Annotated in this window: 15 protein-coding genes; 4 read left to right on the forward strand and 11 right to left on the reverse strand. The window is 70.1% G+C overall.

The genetic code is table 11. The features are described 5' to 3' along the window. The first annotated feature begins 61 nt into the window (after positions 1-61). A complete protein-coding gene (locus IEZ15_RS22630; protein ID WP_114246827.1) occupies positions 62-532 on the forward strand; it encodes a DUF1877 family protein in 471 nt (156 codons plus the stop codon). A gap of 100 nt (positions 533-632) precedes the next feature. Here the strand turns inward: IEZ15_RS22630 and pruA are convergent, their stop codons facing one another. Both pruA and IEZ15_RS22640 read right to left on the reverse strand, forming a co-directional pair. Then, a complete protein-coding gene (gene pruA / locus IEZ15_RS22635) occupies positions 633-2,264 on the reverse strand; it encodes an L-glutamate gamma-semialdehyde dehydrogenase (protein ID WP_114246826.1) in 1,632 nt (543 codons plus the stop codon). A 47-nt stretch (positions 2,265-2,311) separates the two neighbouring features. Then, the gene (locus IEZ15_RS22640) at positions 2,312-3,238 is read right to left on the reverse strand and encodes a proline dehydrogenase family protein (RefSeq protein WP_189279112.1); all 927 of its coding nucleotides are present in this window, start codon (positions 3,236-3,238) and stop codon (positions 2,312-2,314) included. A gap of 181 nt (positions 3,239-3,419) precedes the next feature. On the opposite strand from IEZ15_RS22640, the gene IEZ15_RS22645 reads away from it, so the two are divergent. Further along, a complete protein-coding gene (locus IEZ15_RS22645) occupies positions 3,420-4,562 on the forward strand; it encodes a PucR family transcriptional regulator (RefSeq protein WP_189279113.1) in 1,143 nt (380 codons plus the stop codon). 127 nt (positions 4,563-4,689) lie between these two features. Here IEZ15_RS22645 and IEZ15_RS22650 read toward each other — a convergent pair whose 3' ends face one another. From IEZ15_RS22650 to IEZ15_RS22680, 7 genes are all read right to left on the reverse strand, one after another. After that, complete coding sequence (locus IEZ15_RS22650; RefSeq protein ID WP_189279114.1) at positions 4,690-5,280, reverse strand: TetR/AcrR family transcriptional regulator; 591 nt, start codon at positions 5,278-5,280, stop codon at positions 4,690-4,692. A gap of 77 nt (positions 5,281-5,357) precedes the next feature. Further along, positions 5,358-6,950 carry a phosphoglycerate dehydrogenase gene (gene serA / locus IEZ15_RS22655; RefSeq protein WP_189279115.1) on the reverse strand — a complete coding sequence of 531 codons (1,593 nt, stop codon included), beginning with the start codon at positions 6,948-6,950 and terminating at the stop codon, positions 5,358-5,360. A gap of 275 nt (positions 6,951-7,225) precedes the next feature. Further along, positions 7,226-8,227 (reverse strand): ketol-acid reductoisomerase, encoded by a 1,002-nt coding sequence (gene ilvC / locus IEZ15_RS22660; protein WP_037690024.1) that lies wholly within the window; start codon positions 8,225-8,227, stop codon positions 7,226-7,228. Positions 8,228-8,327: 100 nt separating this feature from the next. Next, on the reverse strand, positions 8,328-8,855 hold the full coding sequence (gene ilvN, locus IEZ15_RS22665; protein ID WP_114246821.1) for an acetolactate synthase small subunit: 528 nt from the start codon (positions 8,853-8,855) through the stop codon (positions 8,328-8,330). Between the two features lie 22 nt (positions 8,856-8,877). Next, positions 8,878-10,734, reverse strand: a complete 1,857-nt coding sequence (locus IEZ15_RS22670) for an acetolactate synthase large subunit (RefSeq protein WP_114246820.1) — start codon at positions 10,732-10,734, stop codon at positions 8,878-8,880. Between the two features lie 217 nt (positions 10,735-10,951). After that, complete coding sequence (locus IEZ15_RS22675; protein ID WP_189279116.1) at positions 10,952-13,789, reverse strand: putative bifunctional diguanylate cyclase/phosphodiesterase; 2,838 nt, start codon at positions 13,787-13,789, stop codon at positions 10,952-10,954. 473 nt (positions 13,790-14,262) lie between these two features. Then, positions 14,263-15,213: a 2-hydroxyacid dehydrogenase gene (locus IEZ15_RS22680; RefSeq protein ID WP_189279117.1), complete on the reverse strand. Its 951-nt coding sequence runs from the start codon at positions 15,211-15,213 to the stop codon at positions 14,263-14,265. Between the two features lie 133 nt (positions 15,214-15,346). On the opposite strand from IEZ15_RS22680, the gene IEZ15_RS22685 reads away from it, so the two are divergent. After that, complete coding sequence (locus tag IEZ15_RS22685; protein WP_114246817.1) at positions 15,347-16,339, forward strand: aldo/keto reductase; 993 nt, start codon at positions 15,347-15,349, stop codon at positions 16,337-16,339. Between the two features lie 177 nt (positions 16,340-16,516). Further along, positions 16,517-17,695: a PQQ-dependent sugar dehydrogenase gene (locus IEZ15_RS22690; protein ID WP_229846047.1), complete on the forward strand. Its 1,179-nt coding sequence runs from the start codon at positions 16,517-16,519 to the stop codon at positions 17,693-17,695. 355 nt (positions 17,696-18,050) lie between these two features. Here the strand turns inward: IEZ15_RS22690 and IEZ15_RS22695 are convergent, their stop codons facing one another. Continuing rightward, the gene (locus IEZ15_RS22695) at positions 18,051-21,209 is read right to left on the reverse strand and encodes a helix-turn-helix transcriptional regulator (RefSeq protein ID WP_189279119.1); all 3,159 of its coding nucleotides are present in this window, start codon (positions 21,207-21,209) and stop codon (positions 18,051-18,053) included. Positions 21,210-21,278: 69 nt separating this feature from the next. After that, the gene (locus IEZ15_RS22700) at positions 21,279-21,464 is read right to left on the reverse strand and encodes a hypothetical protein (RefSeq protein WP_189279120.1); all 186 of its coding nucleotides are present in this window, start codon (positions 21,462-21,464) and stop codon (positions 21,279-21,281) included. Positions 21,465-21,750: the final 286 nt, after the last annotated feature.

The raw sequence follows: 21,750 nt of genomic DNA on the forward strand, positions 1-21,750 counted from the left end.
GCGCCCCTACTGTTCACGAGCAGGGGGCCCGCGGACAGCGGCCCGGCGGGAGGGGACGACGATGAGCTTCAGCATGCAGGCACGGGCCGTTCCGGCGGCCGGGCTGCCGCAGGACTTCACCGGGGTGGCGGCGGTCTTCGCCGACACGGACGATGCGCTCGATTTCCTGGAGACGGATCTGCGCATCTCCAAGGACTTCTCCCAGGTGCACGAGTTGTGCCTCACCGCACCGCCCGGCCAGGGCAGTTGCGAGCTCCCGGTCTTCGGCGGGACCGTCCACGAGGACCCGGCCGGTATCGAGGCGCCGTCGGTGACTCTGGAGGCCGCGGGGGTGCGGGAGGCGGCGGAATTCCTCCGCAGCCATCCGTTCGACAAGCTGTGGCGCGGGGCCGCCGGGGGTGTCGGCGCGCACTGGGGCTGGCCGGAGCCCGAGGTCCGCGATGTCTTCGCCCACCACTACCGGCAGGTGCTGGACTTCTACGGGCGGGCCGCGGAGGCGGGCGACGCAGTGGTGAAGCGGTTCCTCTACTGAGGGAGGGCCCCGGAATGGAAACCGCCTCCCGGCCGGCAGGGGAACCGGGCGGGAGGCGGAATTCGTGGCGGGGCGCCGGGGTGTGGCGCCCCGGGGGGCGTCAGCCCTGGTGGGGGTAGGTGTAGTCGGTCGGCGGAACCAGCGTCTCCTTGATGGCCCGGGTCAGGGTCCAGCGCTGCAGGTTCTGCGGGGCGCCCGCCTTGTCGTTCGTACCCGAGGCACGGCCGCCACCGAAGGGCTGCTGGCCGACGACGGCACCGGTCGACTTGTCGTTGATGTAGAAGTTGCCCGCGGCGTACCGCAGCTTCTCCATCGTGTGCGCGGCCGCGGCGCGGTCGCCCGCGATGACGGAACCGGTCAGCGCGTAGTCGGAGACCGACTCCATCTGCTCCAGCATCTCGTCGTACTTGTCGTCCTCGTAGACGTGCACGGCGAGGATCGGGCCGAAGTACTCGGTCGTGAAGACCTCGTTCGAAGGGTCGCTGCACTCGATGACGGTCGGGCGGACGAAGTAGCCCACCGAGTCGTCGTACGTGCCGCCCGCGATGATCGTGCAGGACGGGTCGGACTTGGCGCGGTCGATCGCGGCCTTGTTCTTGGCGAACGAGCGCTCGTCGATGACGGCACCGATGAAGTTCGACAGGTCGGTGACGTCACCCATGGTGATGGAGTCGACCTCTGCCGCGAACTTCTCCTTGAAACCGGAGTTCCAGATGGAGGCCGGGACGTACGCACGGGAGGAAGCCGAGCACTTCTGGCCCTGGAACTCGAAGGAGCCACGGGTGAGCGCGGTCTTCAGCACGGCGTGGTCGGCCGACGGGTGGGCGACGACGAAGTCCTTGCCGCCGGTCTCGCCGACGAGCCGCGGGTAGGTGCGGTAGTTGGCGATGTTGTTGCCGACCGTCTTCCACAGGTGCTGGAAGGTGGGGGTCGAACCGGTGAAGTGGATACCGGCCAGGTCGCGGTGGTTCAGGGCCACCTCGGAGACGGCGATGCCGTCACCGGTCACCAGGTTGATGACGCCCTTGGGCAGACCTGCCTCTTCCAGGAGCTGCATCAGCAGCACGGCGGCGTGGGTCTGCGTCGGGGACGGCTTCCACACCACGACGTTGCCCATGAGAGCGGGGGCGGTGGGCAGGTTGCCCGCAATGGCCGTGAAGTTGAACGGCGTGATCGCGTAGACGAAGCCCTCCAGCGGGCGGTGGTCCATACGGTTCCACACGCCCGGCGAGTTGGCCGGGGGCTGCTCGGCCAGGATCTGGCGCGCGTAGTGCACGTTGAAGCGCCAGAAGTCGACGAGCTCACAGGGAGTGTCGATCTCGGCCTGCTGGGCGGTCTTCGACTGGCCGAGCATCGTGGATGCGGCCAGCGTCTCGCGCCAGGGGCCGGACAGCAGCTCGGCGGCGCGCAGGATGATCGCGGCGCGGTCGTCGAAGGACATCGCGCGCCAGGCCGGGGCGGCGGCCAGCGCGGCGTCGATCGCGTCCTGGGCGTCCTGCTGCGTGGCGCCGGCGAACGTACCGATGACGGCCTTGTGGTTGTGCGGCTGTACGACGTCGAAGCGCTCGCCGCCGCCCATCCGCTTCTCGCCACCGATGGTCATCGGAAGGTCGATCGGGTTCTGGCTGAGCTCCTTGAGCTTCGCCTCCAGGCGGGCGCGCTCCGGGGAACCCGGGGCGTAGGAGTGGACCGGCTCGTTGACCGGCGCGGGGACCTGAGTAACAGCGTCCATGAGTGCCTTGTCTCCTTGTGTCAGGGGGTGGGGGTCAGCCGGGCAGGTCAGCCCTTGGTGAGGATGGAGCGGCCGAAGAACAGCAGGTTCGCCGGCTTCTCCGCGAGGCGGCGCATGAAGTAGCCGTACCAGTCGGTGCCGTACGCGGTGTACACGCGCATCCGGTGGCCCTCGGCCGCGAGCCGGATGTGCTCGTCGCTTCGGATGCCGTACAGCATCTGGAACTCGTACTCATCCAGCTTGCGCCCGGCCTTACGGGCCAGCTCCTGGGCGATGGCGATCAGACGGGGGTCGTGCGACCCGATCATCGGGTAGCCCTCGCCCTCCATCAGGGTCTTCAGGATGCGGACGTACGCCTTGTCGATCTCGGCCTTGTCCTGGTACGCGACGGAGGCGGGCTCCTTGTAGGCGCCCTTCACAATGCGGACGCGGCTGCCGGCGGCGGCCAGGCGGCGGGCGTCCTCCTCGGTGCGGAACAGGTACGCCTGGATCACACAGCCGGTCTGCGGGAAGTCCTTCCGCAGCTCCTCGTGGATGGCGAACATCGAGTCGAGGGTGGTGTGGTCCTCGGCGTCCAGCGTGACCGTGGTGCCGATCGCGGCCGCGGCCTCGACGACTGGGCGGACGTTGGCGAGCGCCAGCTCGTGGCCGCCGTCCAGCGCTTGGCCGAACATGGAGAGCTTGACGGACATCTCGGCCTTGGTGCCCAGGCCCAGGTCCTTGAGGCGCTCGATCAGTTCGAGGTAGGCATCGCGGGCGGCGGCGGCCTGCTCAGGGGTGGTGATGTCCTCGCCGACCACGTCGAGGGTGACTTCGAGGCCCTTGCCGGCGGCGTCCTCGATGATCGGGACGACCTGCTCGACAGTCTCACCGGCGATGAACCGGTCGACGACCTGCTTGGTGCCAGGTGCGGCCGAGATGAAACGGCGCATCTTGTCGCTGCGGGACGCGGCGAGAATCACGGGACCCAGCACGGGGCACCTCCACGGAAAGTACGAACGAAGGCCGTACCGGCAGATGAGGAACACAGAGCGGTACAGCACGGAGAACCACCGTGAAATCTAAGGATCCCTCCGATGGTGTGCCATCGACAGCTGTCACGCATCCATTCCCGGGATCTCAGACATATGTCTGAAGGGGTGCGAGAATGGCCGGGTGAAGGGCGATTACCAGGAGCTGGTCGACGAGATCTCCGGGCTGCTCGGCGCCCCCGCGACGCTGGAGAACCGGGACTTCGGCCTGGTCGCCTTCGGCGCCCACGACAGCGACGACGACACGGCGATGGACCCTGTCCGCACCCGCTCGATCCTGACCCGGCGCTCCACGCCCGCGGTACGCGCCTGGTTCGAGGGCTTCGGCATCGCCCGCGCCACCGGCCCGGTCCGCATTCCGGCCGCCCCGGAGGCCGGGGTGTTCCGGGGCCGGATCTGTCTGCCGGTACGCCATCGGGGTGTCGTGCTCGGTTACGTATGGCTGCTCGACGCGGACCCCGGGCCGACCGACGAGCAGCTGGAGGCGGCGATGGAGGTGGCGACCCGGATCGGGGGGCTGCTCTTCGACGAGGCGCGGGCGGGCACGGACCTGTCCCGGGAGTTCGGGGCGGTCCTCACCGCCGGGCGGGGCTGGCAGCGCGACATGGCGGTGGCCGCGCTGCGCGAGGCACTGGGCCGGGACGCGGAAGGCCTGCACACGGTGGTGTGCGTGACCCCGTGGACCGACGATCCGCCATCGGTCCGTACGGTCTCCTCGGCATCGGCGCTGACCTCGGTCCCGGCCCCCGGGGCCGCCGGGGGCGCCTCGCTGGCCGCGCTGATCCGGCTGCGCTCCAGCGATGTCCTCGACCCGGCGCTCACCGCCGCGGACCGGCTGCGTTCCTCCGCGGGCGGGCACGCCACCGCCGGGGTCGCGGTGCCCCGCCGGGGTCTGGCGGACCTGGCCGAGGCCTGGCACGAGGCGGCGGCCGCGGCCCGCGCGGCGGCGGCCGAGTCCCGCTTCGGCCCGGTCGCCGAATGGTCGGCGATCGGTCCGTACCGGCTGCTGACCGCACTCCCCGCAGAAGCGGCCGCGGATCCCGCGGTCCGTGCCCTGCTCACCCCGCTGCACAAGGATCTGGCCCGCACCGCCGAGGTGTTCCTCGACTGCGCGGGCCAGGCATCCCGTACGGCCACCGCACTCGGCATCCACCGCCAGACGCTCTACTACCGGCTCTCCCGGGTCCAGCAGCTCACCGGCCTCGATCTCAACGACGGCGAGGACCGGCTCTTGCTGCACATGACGCTCAAGGGCGCGCGGCTCTGATCCCACGCGCCACCACCGAGCCCGACGCATCCGAGAGCCCCCATCAGCCCGTCGGCGTTCGAGGGCGCAGCCGTCGCCCCGGACCCCGGGCACTCGGCCCGACCCGGACGCCGACTCCCGGCCCTTCCTACCGCACCCGCCCTTCGAGCACCGCCTTCAGACCGTCCGTCAGATCCTGTGCGGACGGCGCCGATTCGCTGTCCATCAGCCACTGCACCATCACACCCGCGAGCAGCGCCTGGCAGAACAGCCCGGCCACCCGCGCCTTCTCCGGGTCCGTCTCCGGGTCGATGCCGAGCATGTTCTGGGCGAGCCCGTCACGCCCCTCGCGCTGCGGGCCCGCCAGGGCCTTCTGCAGCTCCGGGTCCTGATCGATCCGGGAAACGACCTCCATCTGGAGCTGCCAGACGGACCGGGTCTGCCCGTAGCTGTCGATCACCCGCTCCCAGGCATCGCGGAACTGGTCGAGCGGCAACCGGGGCCCGCCGTCGCCGCCGTCCGTGTCCACGTCCGGCCGCTCGGTGAGCACATCGCCCCACTCCTCCGTCACCTTGAGGAAGGCGAGGTTGAGCAGGGCCTCCTTGGAGCCATAGTGGTAGCCGATGGAGGCGAGGTTCGTACCGGAGGCGGCCACGATGTCGCGCGCCGTCGTCCGGGCGTATCCCTTCTCCAGCAGGCAGCGCTTGGCGCCTTCGAGCAGATCCTCACGGTGTCCCATGAAAGGAGCGTACCCGGCACGCAGACGCCTGTGTAAGACACACGTCTAGATGCCGGGTGCGCGGGGCCCTGTGGCCGTCAGTCGGTCAGGTTCACCGTACGGGCCGATGCGGCACCGATCTCCGTGGAGATCTCGGTGAGAACCGACGCCGGGACGTCGTCGTCGACGGTGAGTACGACCAGCGCCTCGCCGCCCGCGTCCGTCCGCGAGACCTGCATGCCCGCGATGTTCAGACCGGCCTCGCCGAGGATCCGGCCGACCGTGCCGACGACACCGGGACGGTCCTCGTAACGCAGCACCACCATGTGGTCGGCCAGCGCCAGGTCCACGTCGTACTGGCCGACGGCTACGATCTTCTGGAGGTGCTTGGGGCCGGCCAGCGTGCCGGAGACCGCGACCTCCTCGCCGCCCGAGAGCGTGCCGCGGACGGTGACCACGTTGCGGTGGTCCGGCGACTCGGAGCTGGTGGTGAGGCGGACCTCGACACCGCGCTCCTGCGCGAAGAGCGGGGCATTCACATACGACACGGTCTCGTCGACCACGTCCTCGAAGACGCCCTTGAGCGCGGAGAGTTCGAGCACCTTGACGTCGTGCTGGGTGATCTCGCCGTACACCTCGACGTCGAGGCGGACCGCGACCTCGCCCGCGAGCGCCGTGAAGATCCGGCCGAGCTTCTCGGCGAGCGGCAAGCCCGGGCGTACGTCCTCGGCGATCACACCGCCCTGGACGTTGACCGCGTCCGGCACGAGCTCACCGGCGAGGGCGAGGCGCACGGATTTGGCGACCGCGATGCCCGCCTTCTCCTGGGCCTCGTCGGTGGAGGCACCGAGGTGCGGGGTGCAGACGACCTGGTCGAACTCGAACAGCGGGGAGTCCGTGCAGGGCTCCTTCGTGTACACGTCGAGACCGGCGCCGGCGACCCGGCCCTCCTTGAGGGCGGAGGCGAGCGCCTCCTCGTCGACGATGCCACCGCGCGCGGCGTTGACGATACGCACCGAGGGCTTCACCTTGTGCAGCGCCTCGTCGCCGATCAGGCCCAGCGTCTCAGGGGTCTTGGGCAGGTGCACGGTGATGAAGTCGGCAACCTCGAGCAGCTCGTCCAGCGTAAGGAGTTTGACGCCCATCTGGGCGGCACGCGCGGGCTGCACATAGGGGTCGTACGCGACGATCTTCATGCCGAAGGCCGACATGCGCTGAGCGACCAGGACACCGATGCGGCCGAGGCCGACGACGCCGAGGATCTTCTCGCTCAGCTCGACGCCGGTGTACTTGGAGCGCTTCCACTCGCCGTTCTTGAGGGCGGTGTTGGCCTGCGGGATGTTGCGCGCGGTGGCGACCAGCAGACCGCAGGCCAGCTCGGCAGCGGTCACGATGTTGGAGGTCGGCGCGTTGACGACCATCACGCCGGCCTTGGTGGCGGCGGAGACGTCGACGTTGTCCAGACCGACGCCCGCGCGGGCGACGACCTTCAGCTTCTTCGCGGCGGCGATGGCCTCGGCGTCGACCTTGGTGGCGGAGCGCACCAGGATGGCGTCGACATCGGCGATCGCGGGGAGGAGCTCGGCGCGGTCCGCGCCGTTGCAGTGCCGGATTTCGAAATCCGGACCCAGGGCGTCAACCGTGGCAGGCGACAGCTCTTCAGCGATGAGTACGACAGGTTTCGAGCTCACGTGAGTCCTCACAAGTCCAGTGCGGACGGCCGTCCCGACGGCCGCAGGCGGTGGAGGGGCTTGCCGCGTGGAAGACGCACGACACTGTGGGCCTGACGCGTGTATGTGTGGAGAAGTGTAGTCATGCGCCAGGACGCATACTGCGCCCCGATGGAAGGATCACCCACACGGGGGTGGACGACTTGTACACACGTACGACGCCGCCTCTTCCAGCGGTGAAGCAGGGGGGAACACCGCGGGGACGGGTCAGGAGACCCGCCCCCGGGGCGAATGGGTTACGCGTCCTCGTCGTTGACCCAGCTCATGAGCTTGCGCAGCTCACGGCCGGTGGTCTCCAGGAGGTGGTCGCTGTCCGCCTTCTTGTACTCGTTGTACTTGGGCAGACCGTTGTGGTACTCGGCCATCCAGTTCTTGGCGAAGGTGCCGTCCTGGATCTCCGCGAGGACCTTCTTCATCTCGGCCTTGGTGGCGTCCGTGATGATCCGCGGGCCGGTGACGTAGTCGCCCCACTCGGCGGTCTCCGAGATGGACCAGCGCATCTTCTCCAGGCCGCCCTCGTACATGAGGTCCACGATGAGCTTCAGCTCGTGCAGGCACTCGAAGTACGCGATCTCCGGCTGGTAGCCGGCCTCGGTCAGGGTCTCGAAACCGGCCTTGACCAGGGCGGCGGTGCCACCGCAGAGGACGGCCTGCTCACCGAACAGGTCGGTCTCGGTCTCCTCGGTGAAGGTCGTCTTGATGACGCCGGCGCGGGTGCCGCCGATGCCCTTCGCGTACGACAGGGCGAGCGCCAGGCCGTTGCCCGAGGCGTCCTGCTCGACGGCCACGATGCACGGGACGCCGCGGCCCTCCTCGTACTGACGGCGGACCAGGTGGCCCGGGCCCTTCGGGGCGACCATGCAGACGTCGACATTGGCCGGCGGCTTGATGAAGTCGAAGCGGATGTTCAGGCCGTGGCCGAAGAACAGCGCGTCGCCGTCCTTGAGGTTGTCCTTGATGGACTCCTCGTAGACCTGGGCCTGGATCGGGTCCGGGACCAGGATCATGATGACGTCGGCCTCGGCGGCGGCCTCGGACGGGGTCACCACGCGCAGGCCCTGCTCCTCGGCCTTGGCCTTGGACTTGGAGCCCTCGTGCAGACCGACACGGACGTCGACACCCGAGTCGCGCAGCGACAGCGCGTGGGCGTGGCCCTGGCTGCCGTAGCCGATGACCGCGACCTTGCGGCCCTGGATGATGGACAGGTCGGCATCGTCGTCGTAGAACAGCTCGGCCACTGGGTCTCTCCTTGGTGTGCAGGTGTTGCTTCCCACCGTACGGCGGGGTGCGTCAGATACGTTTTCGGGTCTCGCCATACGAGCGGCGAAGTGGCGGTGCCTAGGCCGAACGGTCGAGGGCGCGCAGCGAACGGTCGGTGATCGAGCGCGCGCCGCGCCCTATGGCGATGGTGCCGGACTGGACCAGCTCCTTGATGCCGTACTGCTCCAGCATCTTGAGCATGGCCTCCAGCTTGTCGGTACCGCCGGTCGCCTCGATCGTGACGGCCTCCGGGGAGACGTCCACGGTCTTGGCGCGGAACAGCTGGACGATCTCGACGATCTGGGAGCGGGTCTCGTTGTCGGCGCGGACCTTCACCAGGACGAGCTCACGCTGGATCGCAGCGGACGGCTCGAGTTCGACGATCTTCAGGACGTTCACCAGCTTGTTGAGCTGTTTGGTCACCTGCTCAAGAGGCAGGTCCTCGACATTGACGACGATGGTGATGCGCGAGATGTCGGGGTGCTCGGTGGTACCGACCGCGAGCGAGTCGATGTTGAAGCCGCGGCGGGAGAACAGGGCGGTGATCCGGGCGAGGACACCGGGCTTGTTCTCGACCAGGACGGAGAGCGTGTGCTTGGTGGACATGGAGTCGGTCTCTCTCTGTCTCTCAGTCGTCTTCGTTGTCGCCGAAGTCGGGGCGGACCCCGCGGGCGGCCATGACCTCGTCGTTGGAGGTGCCGGCGGCGACCATCGGCCACACCATGGCGTCCTCGTGGACGATGAAGTCGATCACGACGGGGCGGTCGTTGATGGAATTGGCCTCTTCGATGACCTTGTCCAGGTCGGCCGGGTCCTCGCAGCGGATCGCGTGGCAGCCCATGGCCTCGGACAGCTTGACGAAGTCCGGGACGCGGGTGCCCTTCGCCGGGACGCCCTCGGTGTCGGCGCCGGAGTGCAGCACGGTGTTGGAGTACCGCTGGTTGTAGAACAGGGTCTGCCACTGGCGGACCATCCCGAGCGCCCCGTTGTTGATGATGGCGACCTTGATCGGGATGTTGTTGAGCGCGCAGGTGGTGAGTTCCTGGTTGGTCATCTGGAAGCAGCCGTCGCCGTCGATCGCCCAGACCGTACGGTCCGGCATGCCGGCCTTGGCACCCATCGCGGCCGGGACCGCGTAACCCATCGTTCCGGCGCCGCCGGAGTTCAGCCAGGTGGCGGGCTGCTCGTACTGGATGAAGTGCGAGGCCCACATCTGGTGCTGGCCGACGCCCGCCGCGAAGATCGTGCCCTCGGGGGCGAGCTGACCGATGCGCTGGATGACCTGCTGCGGCGAGAGGCTGCCGTCCTCGGGCAGGTCATAGCCGAGCGGGTAGGTGTCGCGCCAGCGGTTGAGGTCCTTCCACCAGGCGTCGTAGTCACCGACGTGACCTTCGGTGTGCTCGGCCTGGACGGCCTGGACCAGGTCGGCCAGGACCTCGCGGGCATCGCCCACGATCGGGACGTCCGCGGCGCGGTTCTTGCCGATCTCGGCCGGGTCGATGTCGGCGTGGACGATCTTGGCGTACGGGGCGAAGCTGTCCAGCTTGCCGGTGACGCGGTCGTCGAATCGGGCTCCGAGGGCGACGATCAGGTCGGCCTTCTGCAGCGCGGTGACGGCGGTGACCGCACCGTGCATGCCCGGCATTCCGACGTGCAGCGGGTGGCTGTCGGGGAATGCGCCGAGCGCCATCAGCGTGGTGGTGACGGGCGCTCCGGTGAGCTCTGCGAGGACCTTCAGTTCGGCGGTGGCCCCCGCCTTGATGACACCGCCGCCGACGTACAGCACCGGGCGCTTGGCCTGAGTGATCAGCTTGGCGGCTTCGCGGATCTGCTTGGCGTGCGGCTTGGTGACCGGGCGGTAGCCGGGCAGGTCCTGGGTGGGCGGCCAGCTGAACGTGGTCTGCGCCTGCAGGGCGTCCTTGGCGATGTCGACGAGGACGGGGCCCGGACGGCCGGTGGAGGCGATGTGGAAGGCCTCGGCGATGGTGTGCGGGATGTCCTCGGCCTTAGTGACCAGGAAGTTGTGCTTGGTGACCGGCATCGTGATGCCGCAGATGTCGGCTTCCTGGAAGGCGTCCGTACCGATGGCCTTGGAGGCGACCTGGCCGGTGATCGCGACCAGCGGGACGGAGTCCATGTGGGCGTCGGCGATCGGCGTGACCAGGTTGGTGGCGCCGGGGCCGGAGGTGGCCATGCAGACGCCGACCTTGCCGGTGGCCTGTGCGTAGCCGGTGGCGGCGTGTCCGGCGCCCTGCTCGTGACGGACCAGCACATGACGGACCCGGGTGGAGTCCATCATCGGGTCGTACGCCGGAAGGATGGCACCGCCGGGAATGCCGAATACCGTGTCGGCCCCCACCTCCTCGAGAGACCGGATGAGGGACTGCGCGCCCGTGACGTGCTCAACGGTGGCGGCGGACGATCCGCCGTTACGGGCCCGCGGCTGGGGATGGTGGGCCCCGGTGGCCTGCTCGGTCATCGGCATTCTCTTCTCGAAGCTGAGGGTTTTTGCGGGTGTTTTACGAGGATTTGCCTGGTGTTAGTGCAACAAAAAACCCCTCGTGCCGTGAGGCAAGCGAGGGGAGCGCGCCGGTGTGGTCTGCAGAGTGTCAGTGAGGGACTCTGCTTCAGCCGACGCGCTTTCCAAGTACGAGAATTCGGGTGCGCATGGCATTGACCCTCTCTCCGACGCATGCAACGTGTCAAGTGGGTGGGACGGGAGTCTCAACATGTGAGCCGCTGAGGAGTGGGATCGAGCCGCCCGCCAGGACCGGCTGGGCGGTGGCACTGTCGGGCACCGGGAACTCGCCGCGGGCGAGGGCGCGGCGCAGCCGGTACTCGTCGAGCGGTCCGGAGAAGGCCATTCCCTGGCCGTGCGTACAGCCCATGGCGCGCAGCGCGAGAACCTGCTCCGGTCCGTCGACACCGTCGGCCATGGACTGCATGCCGAGGTCGCAGGCGATACGCAGGAGGCCGCTGGTGATCTTGTGCAGCCGGGCGGATTCCACGACGCCCTCGACGAGACCTCGGTCCAGTTTCAGTACGTCGATGGGGAGCCGGCGCAGGGCGTTGATCGCGGCGTATCCACTGCCGAAGCCGTCGAGCGCGATGCGGACACCGAGCCGGCGCAGCGCGATGAGACGCTGTTCGAGTTCGTCGAAGGAGATCCGGGGGTCGCTGTCGGCGACCTCGATCATCAGGGCGCCGGAGGGCAGGCTGTGCCGGGTGAGCAGCGCCTCGACGGAGCCGAACGGCATCCCCTTGTCGAGGAGCCTGCGGGCGGAGAGCCGCACGGTGACGGAGACGGGATGGCCGGCCCTGGCCCGGTCGGCGGCCTGCTCGACGGCCTCTTCGAGGAGCCAGCGGCCGAGTTCGGCGGTGCGGTCGCTGTCCTCGGCGACGCGGAGGAATTCGGCCGGGGTGAACAGGATGCCCTGGGCGGAGCGCCAGCGGGCCTGGGCGGCGACGGCGGCGACGGTGCCGCTGGCGAGATGCACCACGGGCTGATGAAGCAGGGCGAACTCGCCGTCGCGCAGAGCGGTGCGCAGCCGGGCCGTCAGCTCGGAGCGGCGTACGACTTCCGCCTGCATCTGCGGGGCGTACAGCTCGACGCGGTTCTTGCCGCCCGCCTTGGCCCGGTACATGGCGAGGTCGGCGTTGCGCATGAGGTCGCTCGGAGAGATGCCGGGCTCGGCGAAGGCGACCCCGATGGACGCTGCGACCCGCACCTCGCCGGTGCCGATGCGGTACGGCTGGGAGAGGGTGAGGCGCAGCCGGTCGGCGATCTCGTGGACCTGGCATTCCCGGGCAGACTGGTCGCGGATGCCGTCGCCGAGGATGATGGCCGCGAATTCGTCACCGCCGAGGCGCGCCGCGGTGTCGCCGGCCCGTACGGATTCATGGAGGCGGCGGGCGGCCTGGATGAGGAGCTCGTCGCCCGCCTGGTGGCCGAGGCGGTCATTGACCGCCTTGAAGCCGTCGAGGTCGATGAAGAGCACGGCGGTGCCGGGGTCGCCGGAGCGGCGGCCGCCGAGGGCCTGGCGCACCCGCTCGGTGAACAGGGCGCGGTTGGGCAGGTCGGTGAGCGGGTCGTGCTCGGCGTTGTGCTGCAACTGGGCCTGCAGCCGCACCCGTTCGGTCACATCTCGGCTGTTGAGGATCAGCCCGCCCTGGTGGCGGTTGACCGTGGATTCGACATTGAGCCAGTCGCCCGTACCGGATCTGAAACGGCACTCGATCCGGGTGGTGGGCTCCTCCCCCGGGGAGGCGGCGAGGAACCGGCGCACCTCGTGAACCACCCGGCCCAGATCCTCGGGGTGGATGATCGAGGCGAGCTCGGCGCCGACCAGGTCGTCGGCATCGCGCCCGTACACCCCCGCGGCGGCGGGGCTGACGTAACGCAGGACGCCGGTGGGGGCGGCGATCATGATGACGTCGCTGGAGCCCTGCACCAGGGAGCGGAAGTGGTTCTCCTTCTGTGCCAGCTCCTGGGTGAGAGCGATGTTGTCGACGAGCATGATGCCCTGCCGGACGACCAGGGCGAGCACCACCGTGCAGCCGGTGAAGACCACGACGCGGTCCACCCGGCGGCCCTCGGTGACGTTGTAGAGAATGCCGAGAGTGCAGACGGCGGCGGCGAGATACGGCGTCAGCGCGGCCAGCGATCCCGCGATGGGCCGGCTGGTGGGGCGCGGCGCGCCCCGTGGCGGGAAGGCGTTGTCCCTTGCGCTGTTCGCGCCCCAGGGCGCGTACGCGAGGAGCAGGGAACCGGCGAACCAGCCCGCGTCCAGCAACTGGCCGGAGTGGTAGGTCTGGCGCAGCAGCGGGGAGGTGAACAGGGCGTCGGACAGGACCGTCAGGGCGAGTGCGGCAACGGCGGTGTTCACCGCGGAGCGGTTGACGTTGCACCGCCGGAAGTGCAGAGCCAGCACCATGGAGACAAGCACGATGTCGAGCAGCGGATAGGCCAGCGCGAGCGCCGCGCGGGCCACGCTCGCGCCCTCGGCATCCACGAGATGCGCGGTATGGGCGAGGGCGAGGCTCCAGGAGAGCGTGAGGAGCGATCCGCCGATCAGCCAGGAGTCCAGCGCGAGACAGAACCATCCGGCCCGGGTGACGGGGCGTTTGGCGAGGACGAGCAGCCCGACGATGGCGGGTGGTGCGAAGCAGAGGTAGAAGACATCGGCGAGGGAGGGGCTGGGCACCGAGCGCCCGAGCACGACCTCGTACCAGCCCCAGACCGCGTTGCCTCCTGCGGCCATGAGCGAGGAGAGCGCGAACAGCAGCCAGGCGGGCCGGAACCGGTCGGCGCCGGTCCGCGCGTAGAGGAAACAGGAGACGGCCGCGACCAGCGCGGCGGCGCTGAGGCCGAAATCCCCCATGATGCGCGCCAGTTCCGAAGAACCCCAGCCGAGGGCCGCCCCCACCGCGTAACCGCTGCAGACGAGGCCGACCAGGACCTGCAGGACCACTGCGGATGCACCGCCGGCGGTGGACCGCCGGGAGAGGAACGCCCCGAGGGCGCCGGCCGGCGCGCTCACCGGGGCGCACCCGACGCCGCCGGGTGCGCACGCAACCGGCGCCCGGCTGGGGCCTGTTCCGGGATTCCCGTCTGCGTCGCGACGCCCGGCACGCACTCCCCCGAGCTCTCGGTTTCGCTCAAGCAGGGGGAAGGGCTCGTCCAAGAGCGTCCAGCACGAGGGCGCCCCTCCGCCCGGCGATCACACGCACCGGACGCCGGGTCGTCCGCCCTGCGGGCGGACGACGGGAAACCCGGAACGGGCCCCAGTCGCCGTCGACTGCCCTGCGGTGCCGGATCATTCGCCCATCGGCCGTACATCGCCCGTCGCCCCCTCGCGTGTTGCGTCCTCCCCGGCGCAGTCCCTTCCTCGGCTCAGCGCCCCTTTCGGGACGATACACCAGACCGGTCACTCAGGGACATAGGTTATCTACTCTCCGTGACGATCGGGGGACTTGTCGGAACGGTACGCAGTCATGCGGACCCACAGCGTGGTCAACCGGTGATGCGTACGACGTTCCGCACCGGCTCCCCCGCGGCGAAACGGCTCAGCTGTCCGGCCACCAGGCGCTTGGCGCGCGGCAGGAACGCCGAGGTGCTGCCGCCCACATGAGGAGTGATCAGGACGTTCGGAGCATGCCAGAGGGGATGGCCGGCGGGCAGCGGTTCCGGGTCGGTGACATCGAGGGCGGCGCGCAGCCGGCCGGACTCCAGTTCGAGCAACAGCGACTTGGTGTCGACGACGCCGCCCCGTGCGACGTTCACGAGCAACGCTCCGTCCGGCATCGCGGCGAGGAACTCCGCGCCCACCAGCCCTTGTGTGGACGGGTTCAGCGGGGTGGACAGCACGACGACGTCGGCTTCGGACAGGAGCGCGGGCAGGTCGTCGAGCGTGTGTACGGGGCCGCGTGCCGTTGTCCGCGCAGAGCGCGCGACGCGCGCCACCCGCGCGCACTCGAAGGGCGCGAGCCGGTCCTCGATGGCGGCCCCGATCGATCCGTACCCCACGATCAGCACGGACTTGTCGGCGAGCGCGGGGTAGAAGCCGGCCCGCCACTCCTCCTTGTCCTGACCGTGGACGAACCCGGGGAAGCCGCGCAGGGAGGCAAGGATCAGCGCGAGAGCGAGCTCCGCGGTCGACGCCTCGTGGACCCCCTTGGCATTGCACAGCCGCACCCCGGCCGGCAGCAGACCGAGCCCCGGCTCTACATGGTCGATGCCCGCAGTGAGCGTCTGCACGATCCGGACCTGTGCCATGCCGGCGAGCGGACGGACCGAGATCTGGGAACCCTTCATGTACGGCACGACGTAGACGGCGCAGTCGGCCGGGTCTGCCGGATAGTCCTGCGCGCCGTCCCAGAAGTGGTAGTTGAGACCCTCGGGAAGTCCTTCGATCTCATCGGCGGGAAACGGCATCCATACGTCGGGATTCTTCGTCGAAGTCATGGTCAGGAGGCTAATCCCCGGGAGGCTGCGCGAGGGGCGGCGGCCGGCAGAGGTTACTTTGGGGTGCGGTGCGGTCCCGTGACGGCGGGGCCGAGGTCCTGTCGTCACGGGACCTTAGGGAGGGTTCGGGGAGTTGGAGCGCAGGAGTCTCGGTGCGGCGGCGCTCGCCGTGGGTGCGGTCGGTCTTGGCTGTATGCCGATGAGCTGGGCGTACAGCGCGTCGCAGCAGCGCGGTGACCGTGCGTTGCGTGCCGTGCACGCCGCGCTCGACGCGGGCGTCCAACTGCTCGACACAGCCGACATGTACGGCCCCTTCACCAATGAACTACTGGTGGGCCGGGCACTGAAGGGCCGCAGGTCCGATGCGTTCGTCTCCACCAAGTGCGGGCTGCTGGTGGGCGATCAGCACATCGTCGCCAATGGCCGCCCCGGCTATGTGCGGCGGGCCTGTGACGCCTCGCTGCGGCGGCTGCAGACCGATGTGATCGATCTGTACCAGCTGCACCGGGCCGATCCCGAGGTGCCGGTCGAGGAGACCTGGGGCGCGATGGCGGAGCTGGTGACCGCCGGAAAAGTGCGGGCACTCGGACTCTGTGCGGTCGGGGCGCGGGCTTCACGACGGCCGGGTGCCCGCATGTATGACGAAACGATCCGTCAGCTGGAGCGGGTGCAGCAGGTCTTCCCGGTGAGCGCGGTGCAGGCGGAGCTGTCGGTCTGGTCGCCGCAGGCGCTGGAGTCGTTGCTTCCGTGGTGCTCGGCGCGGGGTGTGGGGCTGCTTGCGGCGATGCCCCTGGGGAACGGCTATCTGACGGGCACGCTGACCCCGGGACAGGGCTTCGAGCCCGACGATCTGCGGGCCAGGCATCCGCTGTTCACGGCCGAGATGATGGCGGCGAACCAGCCGGTGGTGGTCGGGCTGCGGCGGATCGCGGAGCGGCACGGGGCGACCACGGCGCAGGTGGCGTTGGCCTGGGTGCTGCGGCAGGGGCCGCACGTGGTGCCGGTGCCGGGGACCAAGCGGGAGCGGTGGGCGGTGGAGAACGCAGGGGCGGCCGGGCTGACGCTGACCGCGCAGGATCTCGTGGAGATCGCCCGGCTGCCCCCGGCGCGGAGGTCGTGGGACTGACCTCCGGCCCCGCGTCCGTGATCACCGGTCGAGAAAACCGGCGGGCATCGGGTAGCCGGGGCGGGGCTGCGGTGTAAGAACAGTAGTCGGGTGGCCGTCGAAGGGATCGGTGCTGTGCGCGGTGTTCTGTTCGGATCTGTAGAAGGCCCTGCGGGTCGCCGGGGGCGGCGTCGAGGCATGCGTCACGCAGCGGTGGCCGTGCTGGCCACGGGCACACTGCTGCTGACCGCGGGGTGTTCCTCGGGGGACGGTTCCGGCAGCGCGGCGGGCGTCGGGCACCTTCCATCGCCGTCCCGCCCCTCCCCTGCCGCGTCGGGCCCGTCGGCCTCCCCGTCCGCGTCGGTGGCCCTGCCGCCGGCGAAGGGCTCGGTGGAGGTGGTCTCCACGCTCGCCGAGGGCCTCGAGTCGCCGTGGGGGCTGGCGGAGCTGCCCGGCGGCGATCTGCTGGTCTCCTCCCGCGACAAGGGCACGATCACCCGGATCGACGGGAAGAGCGGCAAGAAGACCCTGCTGGGCTCCGTGCCCGGTGTGTCGCCCGGTGGGGAGGGAGGGCTGCTGGGGATCGCGGTCTCTCCCACGTACGGTTCGGACCATCTGGTGTACGCGTACTTCACGACCGAGTCCGACAACCGCATCGCGCGCATGCAGTACGACGAGAACGGCACGACGCCCGGCCGGCTGCTGGGTGCACCGGACACGATTCTGCGGGGGATCCCGAAGGGCTCGGTCCACAACGGCGGGCGGATCGCCTTCGGCCCGGATCACATGCTCTACGCGGGCACAGGGGAGACGGGGGACGCCGGGCTCGCGCAGGACAAGAAGTCGCTGGCCGGCAAGATCCTGCGGATGACCCCGGACGGCCAGCCGCTGCACGGCAATCCGGAGGCCGACTCCGTGGTGTATTCGTACGGGCACCGCAATGTGCAGGGGCTGGCCTGGGACGGGCAGAAGCAGCTGTGGGCGTCCGAATTCGGGCAGGACACCCGGGACGAGCTGAACCGGATCGAGCCGGGTGGGAATTATGGCTGGCCGGAGGTCGAGGGCAAGGCGGGAAAGCCGGGTTTCATCGATCCCGTGGCCCAGTGGAAGACGTCCGAGGCGTCCCCGAGCGGGATCGCCTTCGCCAAGGGTTCGATCTGGATGGCAGGCCTGCAGGGTGAGCGGCTCTGGAGGATTCCGCTGTCCGGCAAGGAATCTCTGGCGGCCCCGCAGTCGTTCCTGAAGGGGAAGTACGGGCGTCTGCGCACGGTGCTTGCCGCGGGCGGCAACAAGCTCTGGCTGGTCACGAGCAATACGGACACCCGTGGCACCCCGAAGCCGGGAGACGACAGGATCCTGGTGCTGAAGGTGCGGTAGCGGCTGCAGCGGGCGAAAGGGCGTGCGACCGGTGTTCAACTTCTTCGAGGAACTCTTCGCGCCGGGCCGTAAGCATGCCGCCGAGGAGCAGAAGCGGCTGGAACTGACCCAGGTGGATCTCGGCGTCGGCGACCCCGGGCGCGGGCCGATAGACCTGGCCTCCGGAAAGGTGATCGTCAGGGCGTCCGGTACCGACGGCGGTCCTGGGGCGGACCGTGGCGCGACGGACGCGATACCGGACCCGGATCGAGCGGCGGCCGACCCCGATGAGGCGTCCGGGCCGGACACCGATACCCCGGACGCTCCGGAAGCCGGACCGGACGCGCGGCCGTGGGCGGGCCGGACGCCCCCGGTATCAGGAGGCGTTCCGGGCCGGGTACAGGCGGAGCCGGTGGGCCAGGGCGGCCGCCTCGCCGCGGCTGGAGACGCCGAGCTTGGCGAGAATGTTGGAGACGTGCACGCTCGCGGTCTTGGGTGAGATGTAGAGCTCCTCGGCGATCCTGCGGTTGGTGTGACCGGCTGCGACGAGACGGTGCACATCCTGTTCGCGTCGCGTCAGCCCGAAGGACTCCACCGCCGCTGCTGCCGCCTCGCGCAGGTGGTCCTCGGTCTGCTCCCGGTCCGCCGCCTCCTCGGTGGTGCCGCCCTGGGCGGGGACGGTGACGGCGACCGGTATCTCTTGGGCGGTGTCATGGGCCGGGGACCGGTCGGAGGCGGTGAGGGTGATGCGGGCGCGTCCGGCCAGCAGCTCGATGGTTTCGGTCAGCGGGCGCGCGCCGAGTCGCCCTGCGGCGCGGTGGGCCTCGCGCAGCAGGGTGGTGGCCGCGGACCGGTCGCCGGCGGCGATGAGAAGGGCCTCGGCCCAGCGGTGGCGGATCTGTGCCAGCTCGTACGGGCGGTGCAGGGGGGCGAATGCGGTGGCGGCGCGGGACCAGTGGTCGGGGGTGTCGTGACCCTCCGCCCGGGCCAGCTCGGCATCGACCAGGAGACCGTAGGCGGCCCAGATGGGAATGAGCATCGGCAGCCGCTTCAGGTGGGTCCGGATGCCGGCGAGGATCACCGGCCGGCCGGGGTCGGCGGCGGGCAGACCCCGGGCGTCGGCCTCGGCGGCGGCGGCGACAAGGAGCAGTGGCAGGGCATACCGCTGGGTGCCGGGCGGGAAGCCCTGCTCCGCCTGCGCCTCGAACGCGGCCCGCGCCTCGAAGAGCCGCCCCTGCTGCACGGCGAGGGTCATGGCGTGGCGTACGGGGTTGATGAGGTGCTGGGGCTGCGGGTCACAGGAGCCGAGGCAGCTTCGGGTCAGGGCGAGTTGAATCTCCGCCTCGGCCAGGTCGCCCTGGGCGAGGGCCAGTTCGGTACGGCGTGAGGCGACGAGCCCTTGCGCCTTGCTGGACTGGGCGGCGCGGGCCGCCGCGTCGGTGGTCGCGCGGCTCTCCTCCCAGTGGCCGAGGGAGAAGAGCGAGGTCGCCTGGTTGCAGCGGACCCATGCCTCCATGTCGGCGATGCCGTGGCTGCGGCTGATGTCGATGCCGTGGTCCGCAGCGGCCACGGCCTCCAGGGAGCGGCCCATGGATTCGAGGGTGGAGGGGAGGTTGATGCCGGCCCGGCTCATGATGCCGACCAGGTGCAGTTCGTCGGCCCGGTCGCGGACTGCGTACATCTCGGCGATGCCCTCGTCGACGCTGCCCGCGTCGGCGGTGAGCCAGCCACGGGTGAGCCTGGCATGCAGTTCGATGTACTCGTCACCGACGAGCCGGGCGTACTCCACGGCCCGGTCGACGGCTTGCAGCGTCTCGGCGCCCGGGCGGTGCAGGGCGCCCCATCCCGCCACGCTCATCAGGACATCGGCATGCACGACGGACGGGGGCAGGCCGCGTACGAGCTCCTGGGCGGTGGCCAGTTCCTGCCATCCGTCGCCACGGGTGAGGTCCTGCATCAGCCGGGAGCGCTGGACCCAGAACCAGGCGGCGCGCAGCGGGTCGTCCTCGCCGTCCAGGACACGCATGGCCTTCTTGGCAATGGCCAGGGCCCGTTCGCGTTCGCCGCCGAACCGGGCGGCGACGGTGGCCTCGGCCATCAGGTCGAGATAGCGCAGCGGGGTGGTGTCGGGGCCGCAGCCGCACGCTGGGTAGCTCTCTGCGTAGTCGATGGGGCGCAGGGTGCGGCGCACGTCATCGGGGGCGTCGTCCCACAGCTCCATCGCCCTTTCCAGCAGGCGGAGTTGCTCGGAGAACGCGTAGCGGCGGCGGGCCTCGACCGAGGCCTTCAGTACGGCTGGCAGGGCCTTGGCGGCATCGTGAGCGCCGTACCAGTAGCTGGCGAGCCGGGTGGCCCGTTCACCGGCGCGGACGAGGGTGGGATCGTTCTCCAGGGCTTCCGCATAGCGCCGGTTGAGCCGAGAGCGCTCGCCGGGCAGCAGATCGTCACTGACGGCCTCGCGGACCAGGGAGTGCCGGAAGCGGTAGCCGTTGCCCTCCGGGGTGGTGAGCAGCAGGTTGGCTCCGACGGCCGCCCGCAGCGCCTCGATGAGTTCGTCCTCGGTGAGCCGGGCGACCGCGGCCAGCAGTTCGTACTCGACGGTGGAGCCGCCCTCGGCGACGATCCGGGCGATCTTCTGGGCGTCGTCGGGGAGCGCTTCGACGCGGACGAGCAGCAGGTCGCGCAGCGAGTCGGAGAGTCGGGAGCGGTCGCCGCTCTCCAGGCTGCAGGCGAGTTCCTCGACGAAGAAGGCGTTGCCGTCGGAGCGTTCGAAGATCTCGTCCACCAGGGCTGCCTCGGGGGTGGCGGCGAGGATGCCGGTGAGCTGGCGGCGTACCTCGGCGTGGTTGAAGCGGGCGAGTTCGATCCGGAGGACGGTACGGAGCCGGTCCAGTTCGGCGAGGAGGGGGCGCAGGGGGTGGCGGCGGTGGATGTCGTCGGAGCGGTAGGTGCCGATCACGACGAGACGGCCGCTGCGCACGGTGCGGAAGAGATAGGCGAGGAGATGCCGGGTGGAGGCGTCGGCCCAGTGCAGGTCCTCCAGGACGAGGACGACCGCGCGCTGCGCCGAGATGCGCTCCAGGAGTCTGGCGGTGAGTTCGAAGAGGCGGGCGGTGCTGTGCTCGTCGGTGGCGTCCCGGTCGGCCTCGCCGAGTTCGGGCAGCAGCCGGGCCAGTTCACCCTCCTGCCCGGCGCAGGCGGCAGCCATCTCGTCGGGGAGGGTACGGCGCAGGGCGCGCAGGGCAGTGGAGAACGGGGCGTAGGGCAGGCCGTCGGCACCGACCTCGACGCAGCCGCCGACGGCGACGACGGCCTCGCGGCGCACCGCCGCCGCGAGGAACTCCTCGACCAGCCGGGTCTTGCCGACGCCCGCCTCGCCGCCGATGAGCAGCGCCTGCGGCTCGCCGCCGGGGCGGTCGGCCCGGCCGGTGTCCTCTGCGGTGGCGCGGGTGAGCGCATCGATGAGCGAGGCGAATTCACCTGCGCGGCCGACGAACACGGGACTGACGGACCTGGTCTCCACGTCGCCGAGCATCGCACATGGGTCCGACGGTGCGGGCCCCGGAATCGGGTCGTCCGGCATCGCGAAGCCGTCACACGGCCACTACGCGGCGTGGACGAACCGGTCCCGGTCCGTACTCACCGGCCCTTCGGCCTCCTTGCGTACGGATTCACGGGCGGCCCTGCGGACGGCGCGGCGGGCCCGACGGGCCTCCCCGGCAAGCCGCTCCTGCTCGGCACGGCGCCGCAGTTCGATCGCGTTCAGCTTGTGGAGTTCGAGCATGTACATGTGCTTCTCCCTGAGGACGACGGCCCGTTGGGGCCGGGGGGCGGCATTGCTTCTGCCGTGCCCCCACTGTCGTCTCCCAGGGGGTGTCGCCACATCGGGCGAGTTCCGCATCTTCGCGCGGTGGGGGGCCTTAGCCGGGTGCGGACACTGCCGCATACGGGCCGGGGCCGCCCGGGTGGATGCCTTAGCTTGATCTTTAAGGCTGCTGCTCGGCCCCGCCGCGTCTAGGCATATCCGTTTTGCGCTGTTTCTTGCCGACTGGGTGGCGGGGTGCGGGTGTGGAGGT

Origin of the sequence: Streptomyces atratus (genome assembly GCF_014648655.1) — a bacterium.
In the GTDB taxonomy this organism is placed as follows: domain Bacteria; phylum Actinomycetota; class Actinomycetes; order Streptomycetales; family Streptomycetaceae; genus Streptomyces; species Streptomyces atratus.

Bases quoted from the DNA above. Each gene is read 5' to 3' on its own strand.
- IEZ15_RS22630 (WP_114246827.1), top strand. From the start codon at position 62: ATGAGCTTCAGCATGCAGGCACGGGCCGTTCCGGCGGCCGGGCTGCCG.
- pruA (WP_114246826.1), bottom strand. From the start codon at position 2,264: ATGGACGCTGTTACTCAGGTCCCCGCGCCGGTCAACGAGCCGGTCCAC.
- IEZ15_RS22650 (WP_189279114.1), bottom strand. From the start codon at position 5,280: ATGGGACACCGTGAGGATCTGCTCGAAGGCGCCAAGCGCTGCCTGCTG.
- ilvN (WP_114246821.1), bottom strand. From the start codon at position 8,855: ATGTCCACCAAGCACACGCTCTCCGTCCTGGTCGAGAACAAGCCCGGT.
- IEZ15_RS22670 (WP_114246820.1), bottom strand. From the start codon at position 10,734: ATGCCGATGACCGAGCAGGCCACCGGGGCCCACCATCCCCAGCCGCGG.
- IEZ15_RS22680 (WP_189279117.1), bottom strand. From the start codon at position 15,213: ATGACTTCGACGAAGAATCCCGACGTATGGATGCCGTTTCCCGCCGAT.
- IEZ15_RS22690 (WP_229846047.1), top strand. From the start codon at position 16,517: ATGCGTCACGCAGCGGTGGCCGTGCTGGCCACGGGCACACTGCTGCTG.
- IEZ15_RS22695 (WP_189279119.1), bottom strand. From the start codon at position 21,209: ATGCTCGGCGACGTGGAGACCAGGTCCGTCAGTCCCGTGTTCGTCGGC.
- IEZ15_RS22700 (WP_189279120.1), bottom strand. From the start codon at position 21,464: ATGTACATGCTCGAACTCCACAAGCTGAACGCGATCGAACTGCGGCGC.